Genomic DNA, 20,145 nt, shown 5'->3' with positions numbered 1-20,145 from the left:
TCGACGCCTTCACCTCCGAGGAATGTGCCAACTACCTCAAAAATTCAGGCTATCGAACTTAATGCCATCACGCTTTAGTGTCCCCATCGCGGACAGTCGCGAAGATCATCAGGATCAGCCGTCCTGGTGCGCCGGCGGTGTTGCCGCGCCGGGCACAGGCTCCGCGCCAACCGGGCGCCTGGTGCCCGACGGATCGTCGCGCTTGAGCATCGAGGCCCAGGCGAAAAATGGATAGGCCAAAAGCGCCAGGTAGCTCGTTGGCATCGGATGATCGACGCCGAATGCCGTCGGCTTCTGTCCTTCCGGAAGATAGAGGCTGCCGAACAGCGCATCGTAGAACGAGAACAGCCCGGCGTAGTTCTTGTCCCTGGCTTCCCGCTCGCTGCTGTGGTGCCAGTGATGAAACTCCGGCGACACCAGGACATGGCGTAGCGGGCCGTAGCCCAGGCGCACGTTGGCGTGCGCGAGCCAGGACTGCCAGTAGTAGATCGCAAGATAGGTCCCGATCGCCTCACCGGAGAAACCGAGCGCGAACAGCGGAAACAGCGAACCAACCTTCATGAAGGTCACGTCAAGCGGGTGCTGGTGGATCGCGGCGAGCCAGTCCAGATCTTCGACGGCGTGATGAACGGCATGAATGCGCCACATGGCGGGCACGACATGCAGGATGCGGTGGGTCCAGTAGATGCCGAGGTCCCCGATCACGATCGCGATTGGCGCCTGAGCCCAATACGGGAGATCGTTGACCGCCTGCTTGACTGCCGAGGGCAGGATCGATTGATTGACGAGCGTCGCCACTGCGATGATCGCGGTCACGCCGACGAACACCAGCCAGCCGTTGAGAAACAGGAAGGCCATATCGGTCGAAAGACCACGCCTGAAGATCTTCTGCTGCCTCGCTGCAAAGAGTTGCTCGAACGGCACGAAGATCAGGGGCGCCAGCAAAAGCTGGTATTGTTCCAATAACTCGCGCATTCAAATGGCCACGTGAAATGGCGACAGCCTACCACCTCGGTCCCCGATGGCGTCAATCGGAAACGAAACCCGAGTTGTGGGAGCGTTAATCAGCATCCCCGTGCCGCTACGGGGATCACGGGTGTCCGGGAGCCGGGTTAGTCCGCATGCGCCAATCCCACCCCTCACTCCATCCTTGCGAACATCTCCACCAGCGTCTCGCGCAGCCAGCGTTGCGCGGGAACGGTGTCGTTGCGCTGGTGCCAGAACAGGCTGACGATGCGCGGCGGCGCCGGCAGCGGCACCGGCATGGCGTGCAGATGGGGCGCGTGGCGGGACTGCGCGCTGAGATCGCGCGGCAGCACGGCGATCAGGTCGGACTGGCGCACGATCTCGTAGGCGGCGTTGTAGTGGTTGACGGTCGCGACCAGATTGCGCGACAGCCCGCGCGAGGCGAGAAACTGGTCGTAGGTCGGCAGCGTCTTGCCGGCGAGGCTGACATCGACATGCTTGGCGGCAAGGAAGCTCCGGGTGCTGAGCCGCTTCTGCCTCGCCAGCGGATGGTCGCGCCGCATCATGCAGGCATATTCGACGGTCCACAGCGAGCGTGAGCGGATCACCGCCGGCGGCTGCTGCGCCTCGTTGACATAGACGCTGAGCACGCAATCGACCCGGTTGTCCTCGAGCCGGTCGCCGATCTCCAGGATGGTGTTGGGCACGGTGTGGATGCGCGCGGACGGCGCCACTTCACTGAAGCGGTTGAGCAGCCGCGGCATCACCAGCGAAGACACGTAATCCGACATCGACAGGATGAATTCGGCCTGGGTCTGTCGTGGATCGAAGGCGTCCTCGTCGAGTGCGTGGCGGACATGTTCCAGGGCATCGCCGATCGGCTGCCACAGCGCCACGGCGCGCTGCGTCGGGCGGATCCCGCTCGCGGTGCGCACGAACAGGGGATCGCCGAGTGCGTCGCGCAGCCGCGCGAGCGCGTTGCTGACCGCGGGCTGCGTCATGGTCAGCGCGCTGGCGGCGCGCGTGACGCTGCCCTCGGTCATCAGCGCCTCGAAGACTTTCAGGAGGTTGAGGTCGAGCGTGCGGAAGGACACGAGCAATATTCACAATCGTGATGTGCCAGATAACAATTATAAATTATTCGGATAATATTGGTTTGTCTATCATTCCCCGGCTGACCCTGTGGCGTGTGCCGACCGCGGGGCGAGGGGGGACTTTCATGTCGATGATCTCGGCGCGCATCGAGCGCCTGCCGTTCGCGCGGTTCCATGTGCACCTGCTGCTGATGGGCGGCCTCGGCTATCTGTTCGACGCGATGGATGCCGCGGTGCTGGCGTTCATCCTGCCGGTGCTGCGCACCGCCTGGGGGCTGACCAATGTCGAGACCGGCGTGCTCGGCAGCAGCACCTTCGTCGGTTATCTGTTCGGCGCGCTGCTCGCGGGGACGCTGGGTGACCTGATCGGCCGCCGCGCGGTGATGATGTCGGCGCTCGCGCTCTACAGCGCGGCCTCGCTGGTCAGCGCGGCGGTGGATAGCTGGCCGGCGTTCTTTGCCGCGCGCGTCGTCGCCGGCATGGGCACCGGCGCGGAGAGCGCGATCATCGCGCCGTACCTCGCGGAGTTCGTGGCGCGGCGTTACCGCGGCGCCTTCACCGGCGCGCTGGCGGGCTTCTTCTCGTTCGGCTTCGTCGCCGCCGCCTTGCTCGGCTATTTCATCGTGCCCGCCTACGAGAACGGCTGGCGCATCGTGCTCGTTATCACGGCCGTGCCTGTCGTGATGCTGCTGTGGTGGCGGAGATCGCTGCCGGAATCGCCGCGTTGGCTCGAGAGCCGGGGCAGGGCGAAGGAAGCCGAAGCTGTGCTCGACAGGATCGAGGCCGGCTTCGCGCGCGAGGGCCGCGCGCTGCCGCCTGCGGTCGCCGAGCCGGCCGCGCCGGTTGCCTCGTCGGGAACGCTGTTGAGCAATTTTGCCGCGCTGCTCGCCGGCCGGCAGGCGCGCATCACCACCATGACCTGGATCATGTGGCTGTCGATCACTTTCAGCTACTATTCCTTCTTCGTCTGGATTCCAGGCCTCCTGGTGCAGAACGGCATGAGCATCACCAAGAGTTTTGGCTATTCGCTCGCGATGTATTGTGCGCAGGTGCCGGGCTATTTCACCGCCGCCTTTTTCAATGAACGGATCGGACGGCAGGCGACGATTGCGACCTATATGATGCTTGGCGGCGCCAGCGCGCTCGGGCTCGCCTTTGCCAAGAGCGATGCGGAGATCATGACGGCCGGCCTGCTGCTGTCGTTCTTCATGAACGGCACCTATGCCGGCGTCTATGCCTACACGGCCGAAGTGTTTCCGACATCGATCCGGACCACGGGCGCCGGGCTCGCATCCGCGATCGGCCGCATCGGCGCGATCGCAGCGCCGATCCTGGTCGGCTACCTCTACCCGAATTTCGGCTTTGCCGGCGTGTTCGGCGTCACCACGTCGGTGCTTTTGATCGGCGCGCTGACCGTCGTGCTGATGGGCGTGCCGACGCGCGGCCGGTCGCTGGAAGACATTGCAAGCAAGGCTGCGTGATCACGCGGGCCGGGAGACGATCATGTCCACTATTCTCTTCAAGAATGCCGCGCTGCTCGATCCGCTGCGGCCCGATCTGCTCGAAGGCCACCACGTGCTGGTGGAGGACCGCCTGATCAAGGAGGTGTCGGACAGGCCGATCGAGACCTCAGCCGATCGCGTCATCGACCTCAAGGGCAAGACCCTGATGCCCGGCCTGATCGACCTGCATGTGCATGCGGTTGCGGTCGAGCTCGACCTGTCGCAGCAGGCGCGGATGGCCAACGTGCTGGTGACGCTGCGCTCGACCATGCTGCTGCGTGGCATGCTGAAGCGCGGCTTCACCACCGTCCGCGATGCCGGCGGCGCCGGCTACGCGCTGAAGCAGGCGATCGACACCGGTCTCACCGACGGTCCGCGGCTGTTCGTCTCCGGCCGCGCGCTGAGCCAGACCGGCGGTCACGGCGACGGGCGCGCCCGCTCGGACTATCTGGCCGATCCGACCTGCTCCTGCTGCGTGCGGGTCGGCGCGATCGCGCGCGTCGTCGACGGCGTCGATGCGGTGCGCAAGGCGGTGCGCGAGGAGCTGCAGATGGGCGCCGACCAGATCAAGATCATGGCGTCCGGCGGTGTCGCGTCGCCGACCGATCCGATCGGCGCCTATGGCTATTCCGAGGACGAGATCCGCGCCATCGTCGCCGAGGCGAAGGCGCGTCACACCTATGTGCTGGCCCATGCCTACACGGCGGAGGCGATCGAGCGGGCAATACGCTGCGGCGTGCGCACCATCGAGCACGGCAATCTGATCGACCTTCCGACCGCGCGCCTGATGGCCGAGCAGGGCGCCTATGTGGTGCCGACGCTGGTCACCTATGAGGCGCTGGCCAGTGAGGGCGCGAAATACGGCCTGCCTGCGGCGAGCGTCGCCAAGATCGCCGACGTGCGCGACGCCGGGCTGCGCTCGCTCGCGATCTACCGCGAGGCTGGGGTCAAAATGGGATTTGGCACCGATCTGCTCGGGCCGTCGCAGCGCTTGCAGAGCGACGAATTCCGGATCCGCGCCGAACTGCTCGGCCCGCAGGCGGTGATCGCCAGCGCGACCATCATCGGCGCAGAGGTGCTCGGCATGGAAGGCAAGCTCGGCCGCATCGCGCCGAAGGCCTTCGCCGATCTGCTGGTGGTCGAGGGCAACCCGCTGCGCGACGTGGGTTGCCTGCTCGGTCAGGGCGAGCACATCCCGCTTGTCATGAAGGCCGGCAAGGCCGAGGTCGACCGGCTGGGCGGGTAGGACGGAAAGAGGGCAGGCTGAAGCGATACGATTTCTGAATAATGGAAGCGTACCGCTGATTTGCCCGACGAGTCAAGTTGCCGTCCGCCGGCTACTTTGCATGGGGTTGTTTTCGATATTTTGGCAGTGCGTCCGTCCTCACCACACCACGCGGAGGCCGGCGGTGCCCTTGTAGCTGTGGTTGTCGCCGGCATCCTGCAGGCTGGCGCGATAGGTCGCTTCGCCGAACACGGTGTAACGCCCGTTGGCCCAGCTGTAGCTGCCGCCGCCGCCGATCGAGCCCCAGAGCCGGTCGTTGGCGCTGGCGAAGCCGGTGCCCGCGACGTCGACATTGGTGCCGTCGAGGAATTCGTAGTGCAGATTGCCGATCGCGTAGAGGTCGGAGCGGGCGCCGTCGCTCCAGCTCTTCCGGTGATTGAGCGACAGCCCGACGCGGCCGAGCAGGCTGTCGGCATTGCCGAGCGAGACCAGCGCGCCGAAGCGGTCGGTGAAGCCGTCGAAATCGACCTTCGAATAGGCGAGCTGCGCCTGCGGCGTCAGCGAAAAACCGTTGCCGACAGTGAAGCGCTTGCCGCCTTCGACGCTGAAGGCATAGCCGAGGCCTTCATTGCCATGGGCCATGCTGCCGACGAGATCGGAGGTGAGGTCGCCGCGATAGAACATGGTCTGCATCTGGCCGTCGATGTAGACGCCGTTGTCGCCGTACCAGGTGGCAGTGGCGCCGACGCCGGTGCCCTCGGCGCGGATGCGGCCGTTGCCGAAGAACGAGTTCACGTAAGCGGTGGTCAGGCCGTATTGCAACGTCAGGCCGACGATCAGGCGGCCGTAATTGTTCTCGAGCGCGAGGCCGTCGAGCCCGGCCTGCGCCTTGAAGTCATCGCTGTTCAGGGTCGAGCCGGTGGTGTTCGACGGCCGCAGGCTGGTTTGACCGCCCTCGATGCGGCCCCAGAACGCCGACTGCGTCCATGAACTGTCTGCTTGCGCCGCCGGCGTGCCGCCCATCCGCGCCATCGCCTCGCTCGGGCCGCCGTTGCCGCCCCAGTAGCGGTTGCCGACGCGCTCCTGCAGCGAGGGCAGCGCGTTCATGCCGAGCAGCACCTGGGCGTAGTTCTCGTAGAGCGGCACGCCGGGTTGGTACAGCGGGCCCGCGGGCTTGGCCGGTGCGGCCGGATCGCTCGGCGGATTGACCAGGCTGGAGCGCAGATACCAGTCGCCGTCCGCCGGCGTCGCGATGCCGTTCTTCTGCAGCGTATAGGCATAGGCGCCCGCGACGATCGCCTGCTGACCATTCAGCGCATAATTGCCCGCCAGCGTGAAGCTGCCGTTGGAGGCGCCGGTGACGTCGATCAGCTTGATGCCGTCGGCGGTCTGCGCGCCGGCGCCGCCGGCATTGTCGATCCTCACGGTTGAGGTGCCCGACGTGCTTGCCGCGACGAGGCGGTCGGTCGCCGAGCCGTCGCCGCCAAGCACGGTGTTGAACAGCAGCGTGCCGCCGCTGCCGGCATAATTGCCGGCGACCGTCAGCGTCGTGCCGGGCGTGGTGCCGAATTGCAGCGTGCCGGCATTGCTGAAGCCGCCGACGGTCTGGTTGAGGCCGTTGAGGTCGATCGTGCTGCCGGCGCCGGCGGTGACGGCCGATGCCGCGCTGAAGGCATTGATCGCGCCGGCGCGCAGCGTGCCGCCGTTCACCGTTGTGGCGCCGCTGTAGCTGTTGGTGCCGGACAGTGTCTCGGTGCCGCCGGCAAGCGTCAGCCCGCCGGTGCCGCCGATCGCACCCGAGAAGGTGTCATTGGCATTGGTCAGCGTCAGCGTCTTGGCGCCGAGCGCGACGCTGCCACTGCCGGCGAGGCTTTGAATGCTGGTCGTGGTGCCGGCGAGGCCGGAGATGTCGAACGCGGCATTCGTCACCACGCGGGAATTGCTGATCGATCCTGCGCCCGTCAGCGCCAGCGTGCCGGCGGAAATCGTCGTCACGCCGCTATAGGTGTTGGCGTTGGACAGTACCTGCGTGCCGCCCGCGAGCGTCAGTCCGCCGCTGCCGCCGATCACGCCTGCGAAGGTGTCGTTCGCGGCCGCGATGGTCAGCGTCTTGGCGCCGAGATCGACGCCGCCGGTGCCCGACAGCCGCTGGATGCTGGTGCCGGCGCCGGAGAGGCCGGCGATGCTGAACGTGCCGTTCGCGATCACCTGGCTGGAGGCCGCGATCGAGCCCGCATCTGCCAGGGCCAAGGTGCCGCCGGCGATAAAAGTCACGCCGCTATAGCTGTTGACGCCGGACAGCAACTGCGTGCCGGCCGTGAGGCTCAGCCCACCGCTGCCGTTGATCGTGCCTGCGAAATTGTCGCTCGCATTGATGATGCCCAGCGTCATGGCGCCGAGCGTGACGGTGCCGGTGCCTGCGAGGCTTTGAATGCCGGCTATACCCGGCACGGCTGATATTCCCGAGACATCGAACGTTGCGTTGGCGACGACTCGGCTCGAACTGACGAGGGCGTCGGCAGAGGCGGCGGCGGAAGTCAACGCGAATGTGCCTTGCTGGATCACCGTCTCGCCGGTGTAGCTGTTGCCGACGCCGCCGAACCTGAAGATCCCGGCGCCGGTCTTGGTCAATCCGCCGATGCCGCTGAAGCCATTCGCCTGGAGGACGGTGAACCCATTGCTGTCGATGGTCAGTCCGCCCGCGGCGATGTTGTTCTGGGCGGCCGTTCCGCTGGAGACGGTGGGGGTATTGATGGCCGCACGGAACGTGGCGTTGTCAAAATTGACCCGGCCGCCCGGGTTGCCAACGGTAATGCCGAACCCGTGATTCTCCACCGTGGCGTTGCTGATGTTGAGGGTGGCCGTGCCGGTGCCGGCCGGGCTGCCGACAACGACCCTGCTTGTGACGGAGACGGTCGCGCCGTCCAAGATGTTGAGCACGCTTGTGGCGCCAGCGAACAGGGAGATCGTGCTGCCGTTCCACCGGGAGCCGGCCCCTGTCACGGTGACGGTGGCGGTACCACCTACGACATCGCCGATAAAAACGCTGCTGCCTGTCAGCGTGGCGCCGTTTTGAATCGTGAGGTTGGTCGTTCCTCCCGCCAGGTCGCGAACATTGACCGTGAAGGCCGTACCGGTCGCCCCAGGGCTCACGCCGAGGACGACGTTTGAACCGGGCACGATGTTCACCGCGCCGCCCGCAACCGGCGCCGCACCACCGCTCCAGTTCGAGCCCACCGTCCAGTCGTTGCTGGTGGCGCCGGTCCAGGTCTGCGCCGCGGCCGAGCCGGGCATCAGCGCCGAGAGCGCGGCCACCGAGGCGCTCATCAGCAGCAGGCGGTGGAAGTGCGCACGCGTGCGGGATTGCGATGCGGTTAGGCGTGGATTGAGTGGATTGTCACCAACGTGTCGTGCAATTGTCGCAGCCCCGATGCATTCGCGCATGGTGCTCAGCCCCTTGTTCTTGCCGCTGCCCGGCAGGTTGCATTCCGGCAAACCTTCGCCGGCAGCGGATGAGCATCACGCTATGTGACTCACTGTGAGCTGACAAATGAAGCTTGTTGTTCCCCAGCGAAACAAGGCGCGGTGTGCCCGCGATGCAACGTCCGCGCGATCCGATTAATCGATCGCTAACCAGTTGAGTTGTGCCGGGCGCGATATCGTGCGTCAGCGGATGTGCCGTGGCATGGAGGGGCGCGGGCAGGCCGGCATGGCACGCCCTGGCCGCACCGCGCGTCCGATCACGTTATCGCTGGCGGCGTTGACGTTGCCGGGCGGAAGCACGACATATCGCGAGCCGATCCCACCCGCCGCTCCGGAGCAAGCCATGAACGCCCCCAACATCGAGTCCGTCACGCCGCAACCGGGCGGCGACGTGGTGGCCTGGCTGACCAACGAGACCCGCGACGAGCGCTTCATCGACAATATCTTCGCCGAGCTGTGCGTCCGGCTCCAGCAAACGGGTATTCCGCTCAAGCGGGCGACGATGAATCTCCTGATCCAGCATCCGCAATGGCTCGGCGCCCGGATCATCTGGGGCGACGGCAAGCGCGAGGCCGAGATCACGCGGGTCGACTACGAGGTCAGGGAGCGCTCGGAATATATCGGCAGCCCGGTCTACGAAATCCACCAGGGCGCCGGCGAAGTGCGCGAACGGCTCGAACGTGCGCCTGGCCGCACGCACGCGCTCTATGACGAGATGCGCGCGCAAGGCCTGACCGACTATGTGGCGTGGCCGCTGCTGCATACGCTCGGCAAGCGGCATGTCGTGACGTTCGCGACCGACCGGTCCGGCGGCTTCGATGACGCTGACATCGCCGAACTGCGCAAGGTGCTGCCGGTGCTGGCGCTGGTCAGCGAAATCCGGATGAAGAACCGCCTGGCGCGGACGCTGCTCGAGACCTATGTCGGCACCCATGCCGGCGAGATGATCCTGGCGGGGGCGACAAGGCGGGGCAGCGGGACCACGGTCCGCGCCGCGATCATGATCTGCGATCTCAGGGATTTCACCCGGATCTCCGACTCCTGGCCGCGCGACGACGTCATCGATCTCCTCAACGACTATTTCGACGCGATGTCGGAGCCGATTGCGCGGCACGGCGGTGAGATCCTGAAATTCATCGGCGACGGCCTGCTTGCGATTTTCCCGCTCAGCGATCCCAGGGCCTGCGCCAACCTGCTGCACGCGGTGTCCGAGGCGCGGCAGGCGATGGCGGCGCTGAGCGAAAAGAACAGCATGATGGGCCGGGCGCCGATGAATTACGGCATCGGCGTCCATGTCGGCGACGTCATGTACGGCAATATCGGATCGCGCAGCCGGCTCGACTTCACGGTGATCGGCCCCGCGGTGAACATGGCCTCGCGGCTCGAGGCTCTGACCAAGCAATTGGGACGAAACGTGCTGCTGTCGCGCGCCTTCGCCGATCTGGTCGAGCACGATTTCGCGCTCGAGCATGTCGGCGAGCATTCGGTGCGCGGTTTCAGCGAGCCGATCGAGCTGTTTGCGTATCGCGGCTGAGGCTCGATGGCCGAAAGCAGCGTGACGTGAGCGCACGCACCGGCTGAGACGGCCCAATGCCCAAAGGGCTCCTGCCGTTATGGAGATTGGCCGGACAGTTTCAGCGTCGGTGCGCGCAACAATTGCTGCTCGGCATAGTTTGCCAGACGATCGTACTCTTCGGCGATCTTCAGAAGGTTCGCGCGTGAGTCCTGGTATCTGAACGAATCCGCCTTGGCACGTGTCTTGGCGGCTCGATCCCGCCAATAGGCGGCGTTGCTCATGACGTTCTCGGCCATAGCGCTTCCCCCTTTTCCCGGGGACTGCCCATAGACCAACGTCGCCGCGATCAGTCCGCTCCCCGAGGAACCCGGAACTCCGTTCACGCATGAAGAGTCACTGAAACATTCCGTTTGTTTCAGGCGAAGTTTGTTTAAGCCGGATTCACACGCGTTATTTTCCGGAACGCCGGATCGCGCGCATCATTGCGGCACTGGGCAGGCTTTTTCATTAAGGAAATTTTTTGAAGGCCCAGAGGGCCCGCCTGATTATCCGAGCCGGCGGTTCGGCGTGAGCATGGGAATAGGGACGGCCCCGGCAACGCGAGACGCTGGGGCCGTTTTCCCTTGGTGCCGGGAATTCAGATCGAGGTGATCTTCTGCGCCGGCGCGGCCTGCTCGACGAAGCCTTTGGCGAGGGCGTGATAGACGCCTTCCTTGCAGATCAGGCGCGAGCTCGCATGCGCAATCAGCGCCGCGGCCATCAAGGGCACGACCATCGCGTGATTGTCGGTCATCTCGGTGACGATCACGAAGGCGGTGATCGGTGCCTGAACCACGCCGGCGAAATAGGAGACCATGCCGAGCAGCATGATGGCCGGCAGCGGCGCGCCGTGAAACAGCGGCGCGATGTTTGAGCCGAGCCCGGCACCGACCGCGAGCGAGGGCGCGAAGATGCCGCCCGGCATGCCGCTGATCGAGGCGAACGTGGTCGCCAGGAATTTCCAGACGCTGAAGCTCGCCGGCAATAGTGCTCCGGCTTCGAGCGCGGATTTGACCTGCTGATATCCCGTGCCATAGATCGCGCCGTCGGACGCAATCCCGCAAATCGCAGCCGCTAATCCGCAGACTGCGGCAAAACCGACTGGATAACGCTTGACCGCGCTTCCGACCGGATTGGCAAATCCGCGTGCCATTGTGATCAGGATGCGACTGAACAGGCCGCCCGCAAGACCTCCGGCAACGCCGCAGAGCGGGACCGCGAGCCAGTCGGTGCCGTTGCGCAGGGCGGTCGCGCTGGTGCCGAAATACGTATAGTTGCCCATCAGCGCGAGCGAGGTCAGGCCGGCAGCGATCACCGCGCCGATGATCAGGCTGCTGGTTCTCGTTTCGAAGGCACGGCTCATTTCCTCGATGCCGAACACGATCCCGGCCAGCGGGGTGTTGAAGGCGGCCGCGACACCTGCGGCCGCGCCGGCAAGGATCAGGCCGGGTTGGCGCCGCGGCGAGAAGCGGCCGAGCGCAAACATGATCGAGGCGCCGATCTGCACCGTCGGCCCCTCGCGCCCGACCGACGCGCCACACAACAGGCCGAACAGGGTCAGCAGAATCTTGCCGGCCGCAACGCGCAGCGAAACCAGGCTTTCGCGCGCGGTCTGGTCGGTCAGATGGCGTGCAGCGATCGCCTGCGGGATCCCGCTGCCTTGCGCGTTCTGAAAGAAGCGGTTGGTCAGAAACACCGACAGCGCGAACCCGGCCGGCGTCAGCACCAGCGAGGCATAATGGAAACGGGATACCACTGCGCCAAACGCGATCTGCGCCAGATCCGCGAGTTGTGCGAGCGCGACGGCCGCCGCACCGACCGCAATGCCGCCCAGCAAGAACAGGGCCCGGCGCTGCCAGCGCGCGGAGACCAGTCTGAACAGCCGCCTCTGGCGGTTGGAGGGGAAGGTCATCCTGACGAATTCTTAGCTCATGTCGTGGTCCGATACGAAGCGGATCGCGTCATTCCTAGCACGTGTCGGTGGTGTACGAAGCTCAAGAAATCAGCACGGTGTGCGGGCGCAGTCGCCAAACTCCAAGGCCGAAATGCGCGATACCGGCTGTGGGCCAGCTCTTAGGTGATCTTCAGGAGGTTCGCGCGTCAGTTTTGGTGTCTGAACGACTCCGCTTTGGCGCGTCCTTTCCCGCGGTGACGTATGATCGAGGGACGCGGAAAACTGGCACAAACTGCACTTTGCGCGGCTTTCGCCGCGGCGTATTTTGGCCGTCCCATTGAAGGGCGCGTGTCATGTCCGAAGTGATTGTTCGAGCGGGCATCGTCGTATTGGGACTTTGCCCAATCGCAATGGTTGCCGTTGCTCTGTTCATTTGATGGATGCTCACCTGGCCCGACCGCGCTACCCGGGCCGGTAGATGGCCCCAGCGCCTGCCCTCCCAGGCCCCCATAGGTTGCTGGGGCCGCTCAACAAGGAGGCCGCCGGTTGGCGGCCTCATTCTGCCTGATACTGAGTTGGGGTGGACAAATTCACCGGGATTGAAGCCGCCCGCTTGATACGGGCACTGAATCGAAAAGGGCCGTCGCATCGGCGGCCCTTTTCTGCCGGTCATAATAGGTCTGTAAAAACTCAGTCGTGAAAAAATGCTCTGCAAAGAACGGTAACGCCGGCAGGGTTGGTATTACGTCCGTCCTATCTTTCCAGAAATCCGGATCAGTACGGTGTTCCTGCGGTGGAACTGGTGGCCTGCGCGAGAGCCGAAAAAAAGCCCTGCGTGCACTGCGATGCGGGCGCGGACGATCGTGCGTCTATCTCCGGCGCCGCTGCTTTCTCGGAAACAGCCGGTCGCGGATGTAGCGGGAGGTCGGCGTCAGGCGAAGGCCCCGCGGCTTCTGCCACGCGGCGCGGTCGATCTCCTTCTTGTCGCCGATCGCCAGTCGGCCCTTGGCGTTCTTGGCGATGAAGATCGCGTCGCTCATCCTGCGGCCGGAACGCTTGTTCCTGGCCGTCACTTCCTTCCACAGGCTGAGCCTGCCGAGCTTGAGCTTCGGCAGCTCCTCCTTGATTTCGCGCTTGATGCAATCCTTCCCCGTCTCGCGCGCGCGCCTGCGCCCGCCGGGGAACATCCACAGCCCGTCAGATCGGCGTCTAACCAGAAGAACCTTGCCGCGCTTCGCGGCTACCAGCTTGGAGGACTTGGGCATTGGAGTACTTGGGCATTTGCTGCGCAATGATCGAAATAGAATCGACCCATTTTAACTTGTCTATTTGTGTAGACAAGTTCGATGCCACATTGTTCCACAGTCGTGTGTCGGCTGTTTGTCTCTGACGGCTGCGATCCTCGCTGTATGCGGTCGCCCATGGCTTCCTTGATCTCGCTTGATATCCGGTACCTCACGTTGAATTCGTGAAAGCTGTTACGGCCGGTGACCGGAACTCACCCGGTTACGTCGTGATAACGATACCCATGACGGACGACTTCACCGCTTGACTCGATGTTCTTGTTTTGTTCTAATTGCCTCCACCGGGAATTGGAGGACGCCATGGACAACCGCATCAGCGAAATTCGCAGGCAGATCAGGGCGCTGCGCGTCAGCATGCTCGAGGCCGAAGCCATCATGCGCCAGCAGATCAACCGCGATGAGGACTGCGCCTTCGTCGCCGGGGACCTCTTGAAGATGCGGCTGGTCATGAGCCGCCTGGTCGAGGAGCGGGAGGTGCTGGGCGACCGCGATCCGATCATCGTGCATGCGAGCGTTGCACCGCGCCGTCGTGCCGCGACGCCAGCCTTCATTCGCCCGGCGAAGCGAGAGCTGGCCGCCGGCGAAGCGCGTGCATGACGGCGCGCTCGGGATGCGGCGGCTGCGCGCCGAGCTGCAAGACGTGATGTGCCGGAGGAAAGATGAGAGAGCCGCTTCGGTATTTCCACGACAGCGATGATCACGCGCCCTGGATCAAGGCGCTGGCCGAGGTCCGGCACATGGCGACGCGGGAAGGCTGGTGCTTTCACCACGTGCAGGCGATCATCGTGGCGATCGACCAGTATGCCGAGGCCGCGCTCGGCAATCGCGAGTTCTTCCTCAACCGGCCGCAGACCGTCGGCCCGGTGAGAAGAGGCGACGTGCCCTAACACGCTGATCGGCAGGCATACGCGTTCGGCGTCGCGGCAACTCAACGCGCTGTCCGCGGCGGCGAAAGGCCCTTCTCAGGAAATGCCGGCTACTTGGTGTAGCCTTGACTGCTGCAGTACCACCAGGATTCGGCCGGCGATGCGCCATGCTCGATCACGTATTTCCGGCAGGCTTCGTAGCTGACCGCATAGCGCTTTCCGCACGGTACCGCAGAGATGCCGAAATTGCTCGAGGAGCATGTGGATGCGGCGTGGCCCGTCGACATCGACAGGACGCCGATCACGGGCAGGACCGCTAGAAGTGACAGGGTCTTCATCATAGCCATCGCCTCCCAAGTTGGAGGACAGCGGGGGCCGCCGTCCCCGCGAAGAGCCTACTACATCAAACGCTGTTCACCACCGGATTTCGCTGATCTCACGCGCGCTCTGCATCGTCGCGCACGCCGTGTTCGTCGTCATGTCCTGCGCATGACGCCTTCCGGGCGCAGGGGCCAAATGTCCCGGCCTGCCTGAGGCGGCCGGGATGGCCAATCCGCTGCCGGCGACATATCGTGACGATCCGCGGCCGAATCTGAGGCGGATCGTTCATCGCCGGGTCATGTCAATCCGGCCATCGTCAGCGCCGCGCCCGCGAGGGGCGGCGGCACATTTGCGAAGGAGTTTCGGATGATCAGGGGCTGGCAGGTTGCGACGTCGGCGCTCGCCATCGTCGTGATGGTTGCAACGCTGGGGGCTGAGGCGAATGCGGCGCAGTGCGGCAACGGGCCCGGCGGGTTCGAAGCCTGGAAGCAGCAGTTCTCGGGCGAGGCGAGCGCCAAGGGCATCGGCGCCACCGCGATCGCCGCGCTGATGCAGACCCATTATGCCAGTGCGACGATTGCCGCGGATCGCGGCCAGCGCAGCTTCGGCCTGTCGCTCGAGCAATTCATGGCCAAGCGCGGATCGGCGACCATCGTGGCGCGCGGCCGATCGCTGAAGCAGTCGCAGGCGGCGCTGTTCGCCTCGATCCAGCAGCGCTATGGCGTGCCGCCGGGACCGTTGATCGCGATCTGGGGCATGGAGAGCGGTTTTGGCAGCCAGCGCGGCAATCAGAACATGCTGTCCTCGATCGCAACGCTCGCCTATGACTGCCGCCGTCCGGAGTTCTTCACCGACCAGCTCTATGCGGCGCTGAAGCTCGTCGACCGCGGCACTTTGTCCGGGAGCACGCGCGGCTCGATGCATGGCGAGATCGGCCAGACCCAGTTCATGCCGAAGAACGTCCTCGCCTACGGCTCCGGCAATCTCGACGTCGCGGCCAACGCGCTGAGCTCGACGGCGAACTTCCTGCGCGCCCATGGTTGGCGCGCCGGCGCCGGCTATCAGCCCGGGGAACCCAACTTCGCTGCGATCGAGGCGTGGAACGCGGCAGGCGTCTACCAGAAGGCGATCGCCATCATGGGACGGCAGATCGACGGCCAATGAGCGCAGGCGCGAGTTCCTTCATCGCCTGTTAACGCAACGATGCCCAGATCGTGCGCTGTGAAACGGGAGCAGATGGAGACCGGCTCCATGCTCAAGAACGGCACCTACGCGGCGTGGTTTCGAACGTCGCTTGCGGACGGCACCGGCATCGTGCACGTCGCCGATGGCAGGCTGTGGGGCAGCGACGCGGTCATGCTCTACAGCGGCACCTATGAGGTCGACGGCGAGCGCTTCTCCGCCGTGCTCACCACGCAGCGGCACTCCAGGGACGGCACGACCGTGTTCGGCACCGACGATCTCGTGGTGCGGCTCGAGGGCATCTGGACCGGCGCGATCGCGACCTGTACGGGCAGGGCGGACGCCGTGCCCGATCTTGCCTTCGAGGTGACGCTGATTCCGAGCCAGGAGGTGGCGCCCGAGCCGCCGCCGGATCTGCCGCTGCCGAAGTTCGACCCGAGCAAGCTTCCGAAGCTGCCGAAACGCTCCAGCCGCTAAGGCATGATCCGGAAAAGTGCGAAGCGGCTTTCCCGCGCGACAAAAGACGTTTGCGCGGGGATCATGCGCTACGCGTCGCGCGGCCCCGCGGTCTCCGGAAACGGCGCGCCCGGGATGTAGAGCTTCAGCGCGCGGATCTCGTAGACCGCCGACGGGTTGACACTGCGCAGGTCGCGCGCCGCGGCGATCGCCTCCGCCTCATCGGCGCAATCGATCACGTAGAAGCCGAGCAATTGCTCCTTTGTCTCGGAGAACGGCCCGTCGATCACCATGCCGTGGCCGGGCCCACGCAGCGTGCTGGCGTTGCGGGTATCGCCGAGCCGCGCAGCCGGGCCGAGCTTGCCCTTCAGCCGTTGATGGACCTCGCGCAGACCCGTCATCACGGCGGCGTCCTCCTCGGCGTTCCACGACTTGACCTCGGCTTCGACGTGATAGGCCAGGATGGCATAAAGCATCTGATGTGCTCCTTATTTCTGATGCGACAGGCCCAAGGACGTCTCGCGGCGATCCGAGCCGACATTTCATCTGTAGCGGATCGGACGGCTTCTGTGCTGCGACAAGGTATCCCGGCGGCCGGCATGGCGGCGGCGAATCGCGCAGGCCAAAACAGCAAAAAGGCGCGGCGGATGAGCTTCCGCCGCGCCCCCGATTTTGATGTCTCGCTGGTCCAGGGCTGAGAGCGCCCCGATGCCAGGCTGATTACTCAGGTCCTAGCGGGCGATCCCAGCGAGGTGACAGCGCTTGAGACAAGACACTAGATCACCTCCTTTCTTTGTTGATGGGACTTCGAATATAGGTGCCGAATCCGCCGCTGTTAAGGCCGCCTCCGCCCCGTCCGGGCCGGGAAACCGGCGGGATTGCGCCGAAATGGTTTCTTTTACGGAGAATCAGAACGCACGCCGGGGCAGTTGAGGCCGCCGCCCGACCGTGTTAGGTGAACGCGATGCGGGTGTAGCTCAATGGTAGAGCAGCAGCCTTCCAAGCTGAATACGAGGGTTCGATTCCCTTCACCCGCTCCAATGATTCCCCCTGATGCTGCAAAGCCCCCTAAAAGTGTCCGGGCGGCCGTAGCTTCATCCGGATGCATCGGCTGCGGGTCGAACTCTGCCGCGAAGCGCTTGATGTCTGCTGCGGATCTGAACCGCACCCCCGCGCGCAAACTTTCAGCGATGTCTTGCTCTCCCCCGGTCAGCGCTGCATCTGCAAATTCATCATCGCGTCGTGCGCCATCATATTCCCGTTCAAGTTGGCGTTGCGCTGGTCGTCAAACAACTCCCGCGGTCGCCCTTGCAAGACGCCATTCGAATGAACTGGATCGCCTCAAGCCCGGCGAACAAGCGTTGTTTCCGAATGTCAGGTCAATTCAGCATGTAATCCCGTCAGAAAGGACGACCGTAGTTTCCCGGGATACGGAACTATTCTCGCGACCAGGTAACCCATTGGCGCTGTGCCATTAATGGTTAAGAACGCGCATCCTCCCCGGCTCTAGACGGATGCGCAAATTTTCGGCATGTTTGAACCAATTTTTAGCTCGGGAGCTTCTGCCGGACCTAGGGGTAGTGCAGGCAGAGACTTCGACAAAGCCAATGACTTTAAGAACAAGAGAATTTTTCAACGCGTGCGGAATGCAAGGCCGCACCGGAAGTGGACAGGTTAGTGCGTTCGGAGTCTTTCACAGCAAGGCAGACCGGCACATCGCGGAAGGTGCAATTTCTTGTCGGTCAAATGCTCGCCTCACTTCCTTGAACGAGCGTTCATAGCACGGTGAATTGATTTTCGACTGCAATCACACCTGCTCTGTGTCCGCAGAGTTTGAGGAGTGTGTATTGGGTCGCGTCAGCTTCATTCGGACGGCCGAGTTTGAATCGCGCCCTCCGGGATTCCTGAATTCTTGTTTCTTTAGCGGCGAGCCGGAGGGCTGCCGATCGCGTCTGATCGGCCGGCCAGTTTCGGGCCCGTCTCGGAAAAATATTGCGCCGAGGGCGGAAGCGCTGCCGGTGATTGCGCGGCACGCTTTGTTTGATGTGCCCTGCGACGGCGCCAGCTCATTGCCACCCTGTCAATCGACGCCTGCAAAGTTCGAAACCATTACGGCATCTGGTTCATAAAATACCTGAATTCATACTCACGCGCGAATTTTGTACCACGACATTTTGGAGCATCATCAATGGCAAGCGCCAGTGGCACCACCATCCTCACAGGCTCTTCCGGCAGCGACAATTTAGTCGGCGGCTCCGGCGATGACGTGCTGTCCGGCGGCGCAGGCAGTGATCGTCTCAATGGTGGCTCCGGAGATGACATCCTTAACGGCGGCAGCGGCTTTGACACCGTTCTTGGCGGATCGGGGACAGATACCCTGATCTACAAGGGTTTTGAGAACCAGTACGTCTTGGGTGGGACCTACTCCGTCACGAGTGCTGGCTTTTCATTGAGCGGCGGGACTGTTTGGTCGGGAGCGGATCAGACGGTCCTTGGTACGGTTTCCAATCAGACCGTGGTCGCAGGCAACGCATTCCAAGGCTACGACTCCTATGACGGGGGTAATGGCGCGGTGCAGCTCGGCAAAGCCGGGTCTACGCCGGATGTCGACACTCTGCAGATTTGGCTGAGTCCAACCCAGTTGAACGACGCCGCCATCTCGGCAGAGATTGCGTATGTCAGGAACGTTTGGCTTCCGCAGCACATCAGCGCGCAAACCGGACAGGCCGACAGCTCGACCTATACCTTCAAGACGCTCGATCTCAAGATTACAGGCATCGAACAGATTGTCGTGCTTAATGCGGAAGGCACGACAAGGGTCGATCTGAGTGCGTCCACCCAGCTTGAAGGGCCGACGGCGAGCTATGTGTTCACGGCGACCCTGGATCATGCGTCCCAGGGAGTGACCACGATCGTCACCGACAAGGGCGTGATCACGATTGCCGACGGCCAGACCACGGGCACGCTGACGATCGCTGCGGGGAATGGCGAGGACGTCTACAAGGATGCTTCGTCGCTGACCGCGACAATCACCGGGACGTCGGGCGGCAGTTTAGAGAACCTGGTGGTCGGCACGACGACAGCGACGGCCCATGTCAACGACACCATCACCGATACCACCGTCAATCTGAGCGCGTCGACGCAGCTGGAGGGTGCTGCTGCCAACTACGTGTTCACTGCGACGCTGTCGAATGCCTCCCAGGGGACGACCACGATCACGACCGACAAGGGCGTCATCACGATTGCGGCCGGCCAGACCACTGGCACGCTGACAATTGCCGCGGGCAACGGCGAGGATGTCTACAAAGACGCCAGCAGCCTGACGGCTACGATCACGGGAACGTCGGGTGGCAACTTCGAGCATTTGGTGGTCGGCACCGGGACGGCGACGGCGCAGGTCAACGACACCATCACTGATGCCTCCGTCAATCTGAGCGCGTCGACGGTGCTGGAGGGCGCGGCAGCAAACTACGTGTTCACGGCGACGCTGTCGAATGCCTCGCAGGGCGTGACCACGATCACGACCGACAAGGGCGTGATCACGATTGCCGACGGCCAGACCACGGGCACGCTGACGATTGCCTCGGGCAATGGCGAGGACGTCTACAACGACGCCACGAGTCTGACCGCAACGATCACGGGAACCTCGGGCGGTAATTTCGAGCACCTGGTGGTCGGCGCCGGCACGGCGACGGCACAGGTCAACGACACGACTACGGATGCCACGGTCAATCTGACTGCGTCGACGCAGCTTGAGGGGCCGGCGTCGAGTTACGTGTTCACGGCGACGCTGTCGAATGCATCGCAGGGCGTGACCACGATCACGACCGATCAGGGTGTGATCGCGATTGCCGACGGGCAGACTACGGGAACGCTGACCATTGCTGCAGGCAACGGCGAGGATGTCTACAAAGACGCCAGCAGCCTGACGGCTACGATCACGGGATCGTCGGGCGGCAACTTCGAGCATTTGGTGGTCGGCACCGGGACGGCGACGGCGCAGGTCAACGACACGACTACGGATGCCACGGTCAATCTGAGCGCGTCGACGCAGCTTGAGGGACCGGCGTCGAGCTACGTGTTCACGGCGACGCTGTCGAATGCCTCGCAGGGCGTCACCACGGTGCATACCGACCAGGGCGACATTACGATCGCCAACGGCCAGACCACCGGGACGCTGGTGATCGCCTCGGGCAATGCCGAGGACGTCTACAACGACGCCAGCAGCCTGACCGCGACCATCAGCGGGACCGAGGGCGGTAACTTCGAGAATCTGGTGGTCGGGACCGCGACGGCG

At 64.1% G+C, this 20,145-nt stretch carries 16 protein-coding genes and 1 tRNA gene; 9 read left to right on the top strand and 8 right to left on the bottom strand.

The features are described from left to right. Positions 1 to 114: 114 nt before the first annotated feature. Both QJT82_RS11045 and QJT82_RS11040 read right to left on the bottom strand, forming a co-directional pair. Complete coding sequence (locus tag QJT82_RS11045) at positions 115 to 975, bottom strand: sterol desaturase family protein (protein ID WP_245288661.1); 861 nt, start codon at positions 973 to 975, stop codon at positions 115 to 117. Between the two features lie 164 nt (positions 976 to 1,139). Next, on the bottom strand, positions 1,140 to 2,066 hold the full coding sequence (locus tag QJT82_RS11040) for a LysR family transcriptional regulator (RefSeq protein ID WP_028339401.1): 927 nt from the start codon (positions 2,064 to 2,066) through the stop codon (positions 1,140 to 1,142). A gap of 119 nt (positions 2,067 to 2,185) precedes the next feature. On the opposite strand from QJT82_RS11040, the gene QJT82_RS11035 reads away from it, so the two are divergent. Then, on the top strand, positions 2,186 to 3,541 hold the full coding sequence (locus QJT82_RS11035) for an MFS transporter (protein ID WP_028339400.1): 1,356 nt from the start codon (positions 2,186 to 2,188) through the stop codon (positions 3,539 to 3,541). A gap of 22 nt (positions 3,542 to 3,563) precedes the next feature. Continuing rightward, positions 3,564 to 4,808 (top strand): amidohydrolase family protein, encoded by a 1,245-nt coding sequence (locus QJT82_RS11030; protein ID WP_028339399.1) that lies wholly within the window; start codon positions 3,564 to 3,566, stop codon positions 4,806 to 4,808. 138 nt (positions 4,809 to 4,946) lie between these two features. On the opposite strand, the gene QJT82_RS11025 is transcribed toward QJT82_RS11030, so the two are convergent. After that, the gene (locus QJT82_RS11025) at positions 4,947 to 8,102 is read right to left on the bottom strand and encodes an autotransporter outer membrane beta-barrel domain-containing protein (protein WP_196238131.1); all 3,156 of its coding nucleotides are present in this window, start codon (positions 8,100 to 8,102) and stop codon (positions 4,947 to 4,949) included. A gap of 511 nt (positions 8,103 to 8,613) precedes the next feature. On the opposite strand from QJT82_RS11025, the gene QJT82_RS11020 reads away from it, so the two are divergent. Beyond that, positions 8,614 to 9,804 (top strand): adenylate/guanylate cyclase domain-containing protein, encoded by a 1,191-nt coding sequence (locus QJT82_RS11020; protein ID WP_028339398.1) that lies wholly within the window; start codon positions 8,614 to 8,616, stop codon positions 9,802 to 9,804. A 77-nt stretch (positions 9,805 to 9,881) separates the two neighbouring features. Here QJT82_RS11020 and QJT82_RS11015 read toward each other — a convergent pair whose 3' ends face one another. From QJT82_RS11015 to QJT82_RS11005, 3 genes are all read right to left on the bottom strand, one after another. Next, positions 9,882 to 10,082: a hypothetical protein gene (locus QJT82_RS11015; protein WP_035631085.1), complete on the bottom strand. Its 201-nt coding sequence runs from the start codon at positions 10,080 to 10,082 to the stop codon at positions 9,882 to 9,884. 341 nt (positions 10,083 to 10,423) lie between these two features. Beyond that, the gene (locus tag QJT82_RS11010) at positions 10,424 to 11,737 is read right to left on the bottom strand and encodes a chloride channel protein (protein ID WP_028339397.1); all 1,314 of its coding nucleotides are present in this window, start codon (positions 11,735 to 11,737) and stop codon (positions 10,424 to 10,426) included. An 851-nt stretch (positions 11,738 to 12,588) separates the two neighbouring features. Continuing rightward, positions 12,589 to 12,984 carry an NUDIX hydrolase gene (locus QJT82_RS11005; RefSeq protein WP_028339396.1) on the bottom strand — a complete coding sequence of 132 codons (396 nt, stop codon included), beginning with the start codon at positions 12,982 to 12,984 and terminating at the stop codon, positions 12,589 to 12,591. A gap of 339 nt (positions 12,985 to 13,323) precedes the next feature. On the opposite strand from QJT82_RS11005, the gene QJT82_RS11000 reads away from it, so the two are divergent. Both QJT82_RS11000 and QJT82_RS10995 read left to right on the top strand, forming a co-directional pair. Beyond that, positions 13,324 to 13,620 (top strand): hypothetical protein, encoded by a 297-nt coding sequence (locus QJT82_RS11000; protein ID WP_028339395.1) that lies wholly within the window; start codon positions 13,324 to 13,326, stop codon positions 13,618 to 13,620. A gap of 62 nt (positions 13,621 to 13,682) precedes the next feature. Then, positions 13,683 to 13,910, top strand: a complete 228-nt coding sequence (locus tag QJT82_RS10995; protein WP_016843397.1) for a hypothetical protein — start codon at positions 13,683 to 13,685, stop codon at positions 13,908 to 13,910. 89 nt (positions 13,911 to 13,999) lie between these two features. Here the strand turns inward: QJT82_RS10995 and QJT82_RS10990 are convergent, their stop codons facing one another. Then, positions 14,000 to 14,230: a hypothetical protein gene (locus tag QJT82_RS10990; protein WP_245288659.1), complete on the bottom strand. Its 231-nt coding sequence runs from the start codon at positions 14,228 to 14,230 to the stop codon at positions 14,000 to 14,002. Between the two features lie 346 nt (positions 14,231 to 14,576). Between QJT82_RS10990 and QJT82_RS10985 the strand changes: the two genes are divergently transcribed. Both QJT82_RS10985 and QJT82_RS10980 read left to right on the top strand, forming a co-directional pair. Beyond that, the gene (locus QJT82_RS10985) at positions 14,577 to 15,374 is read left to right on the top strand and encodes a lytic murein transglycosylase (protein WP_028339393.1); all 798 of its coding nucleotides are present in this window, start codon (positions 14,577 to 14,579) and stop codon (positions 15,372 to 15,374) included. 87 nt (positions 15,375 to 15,461) lie between these two features. Continuing rightward, entirely contained in the window at positions 15,462 to 15,869 is a 408-nt protein-coding gene (locus QJT82_RS10980) for a hypothetical protein (protein WP_026192921.1), read from the top strand. A gap of 68 nt (positions 15,870 to 15,937) precedes the next feature. Here QJT82_RS10980 and QJT82_RS10975 read toward each other — a convergent pair whose 3' ends face one another. Continuing rightward, positions 15,938 to 16,324: a YciI family protein gene (locus tag QJT82_RS10975; RefSeq protein ID WP_028335390.1), complete on the bottom strand. Its 387-nt coding sequence runs from the start codon at positions 16,322 to 16,324 to the stop codon at positions 15,938 to 15,940. Positions 16,325 to 16,814: 490 nt separating this feature from the next. Here QJT82_RS10975 and QJT82_RS10970 point away from each other — a divergent pair. After that, a tRNA-Gly gene (locus QJT82_RS10970) sits at positions 16,815 to 16,888 on the top strand. 1,148 nt (positions 16,889 to 18,036) lie between these two features. Beyond that, the coding region (locus QJT82_RS10965) for an immunoglobulin-like domain-containing protein (protein WP_281446636.1) at positions 18,037 to 20,145 on the top strand (2,109 nt) is incomplete at its 3' end.

Source organism: Bradyrhizobium sp. Mp19 (assembly GCF_029952935.1).
GTDB lineage: Bacteria > Pseudomonadota > Alphaproteobacteria > Rhizobiales > Xanthobacteraceae > Bradyrhizobium > Bradyrhizobium elkanii.
This window is presented reverse-complemented; position numbering and strand designations above follow the sequence as displayed.

Bases quoted from the DNA above. Each gene is read 5' to 3' on its own strand.
- QJT82_RS11045 (WP_245288661.1), bottom strand. From the start codon at position 975: ATGCGCGAGTTATTGGAACAATACCAGCTTTTGCTGGCGCCCCTGATC.
- QJT82_RS11035 (WP_028339400.1), top strand. From the start codon at position 2,186: ATGTCGATGATCTCGGCGCGCATCGAGCGCCTGCCGTTCGCGCGGTTC.
- QJT82_RS11030 (WP_028339399.1), top strand. From the start codon at position 3,564: ATGTCCACTATTCTCTTCAAGAATGCCGCGCTGCTCGATCCGCTGCGG.
- QJT82_RS11020 (WP_028339398.1), top strand. From the start codon at position 8,614: ATGAACGCCCCCAACATCGAGTCCGTCACGCCGCAACCGGGCGGCGAC.
- QJT82_RS11015 (WP_035631085.1), bottom strand. From the start codon at position 10,082: ATGGCCGAGAACGTCATGAGCAACGCCGCCTATTGGCGGGATCGAGCC.
- QJT82_RS11010 (WP_028339397.1), bottom strand. From the start codon at position 11,737: ATGACCTTCCCCTCCAACCGCCAGAGGCGGCTGTTCAGACTGGTCTCC.
- QJT82_RS11005 (WP_028339396.1), bottom strand. From the start codon at position 12,984: ATGCCCAAGTCCTCCAAGCTGGTAGCCGCGAAGCGCGGCAAGGTTCTT.
- QJT82_RS11000 (WP_028339395.1), top strand. From the start codon at position 13,324: ATGGACAACCGCATCAGCGAAATTCGCAGGCAGATCAGGGCGCTGCGC.
- QJT82_RS10995 (WP_016843397.1), top strand. From the start codon at position 13,683: ATGAGAGAGCCGCTTCGGTATTTCCACGACAGCGATGATCACGCGCCC.
- QJT82_RS10990 (WP_245288659.1), bottom strand. From the start codon at position 14,230: ATGATGAAGACCCTGTCACTTCTAGCGGTCCTGCCCGTGATCGGCGTC.
- QJT82_RS10985 (WP_028339393.1), top strand. From the start codon at position 14,577: ATGATCAGGGGCTGGCAGGTTGCGACGTCGGCGCTCGCCATCGTCGTG.
- QJT82_RS10980 (WP_026192921.1), top strand. From the start codon at position 15,462: ATGCTCAAGAACGGCACCTACGCGGCGTGGTTTCGAACGTCGCTTGCG.
- QJT82_RS10975 (WP_028335390.1), bottom strand. From the start codon at position 16,324: ATGCTTTATGCCATCCTGGCCTATCACGTCGAAGCCGAGGTCAAGTCG.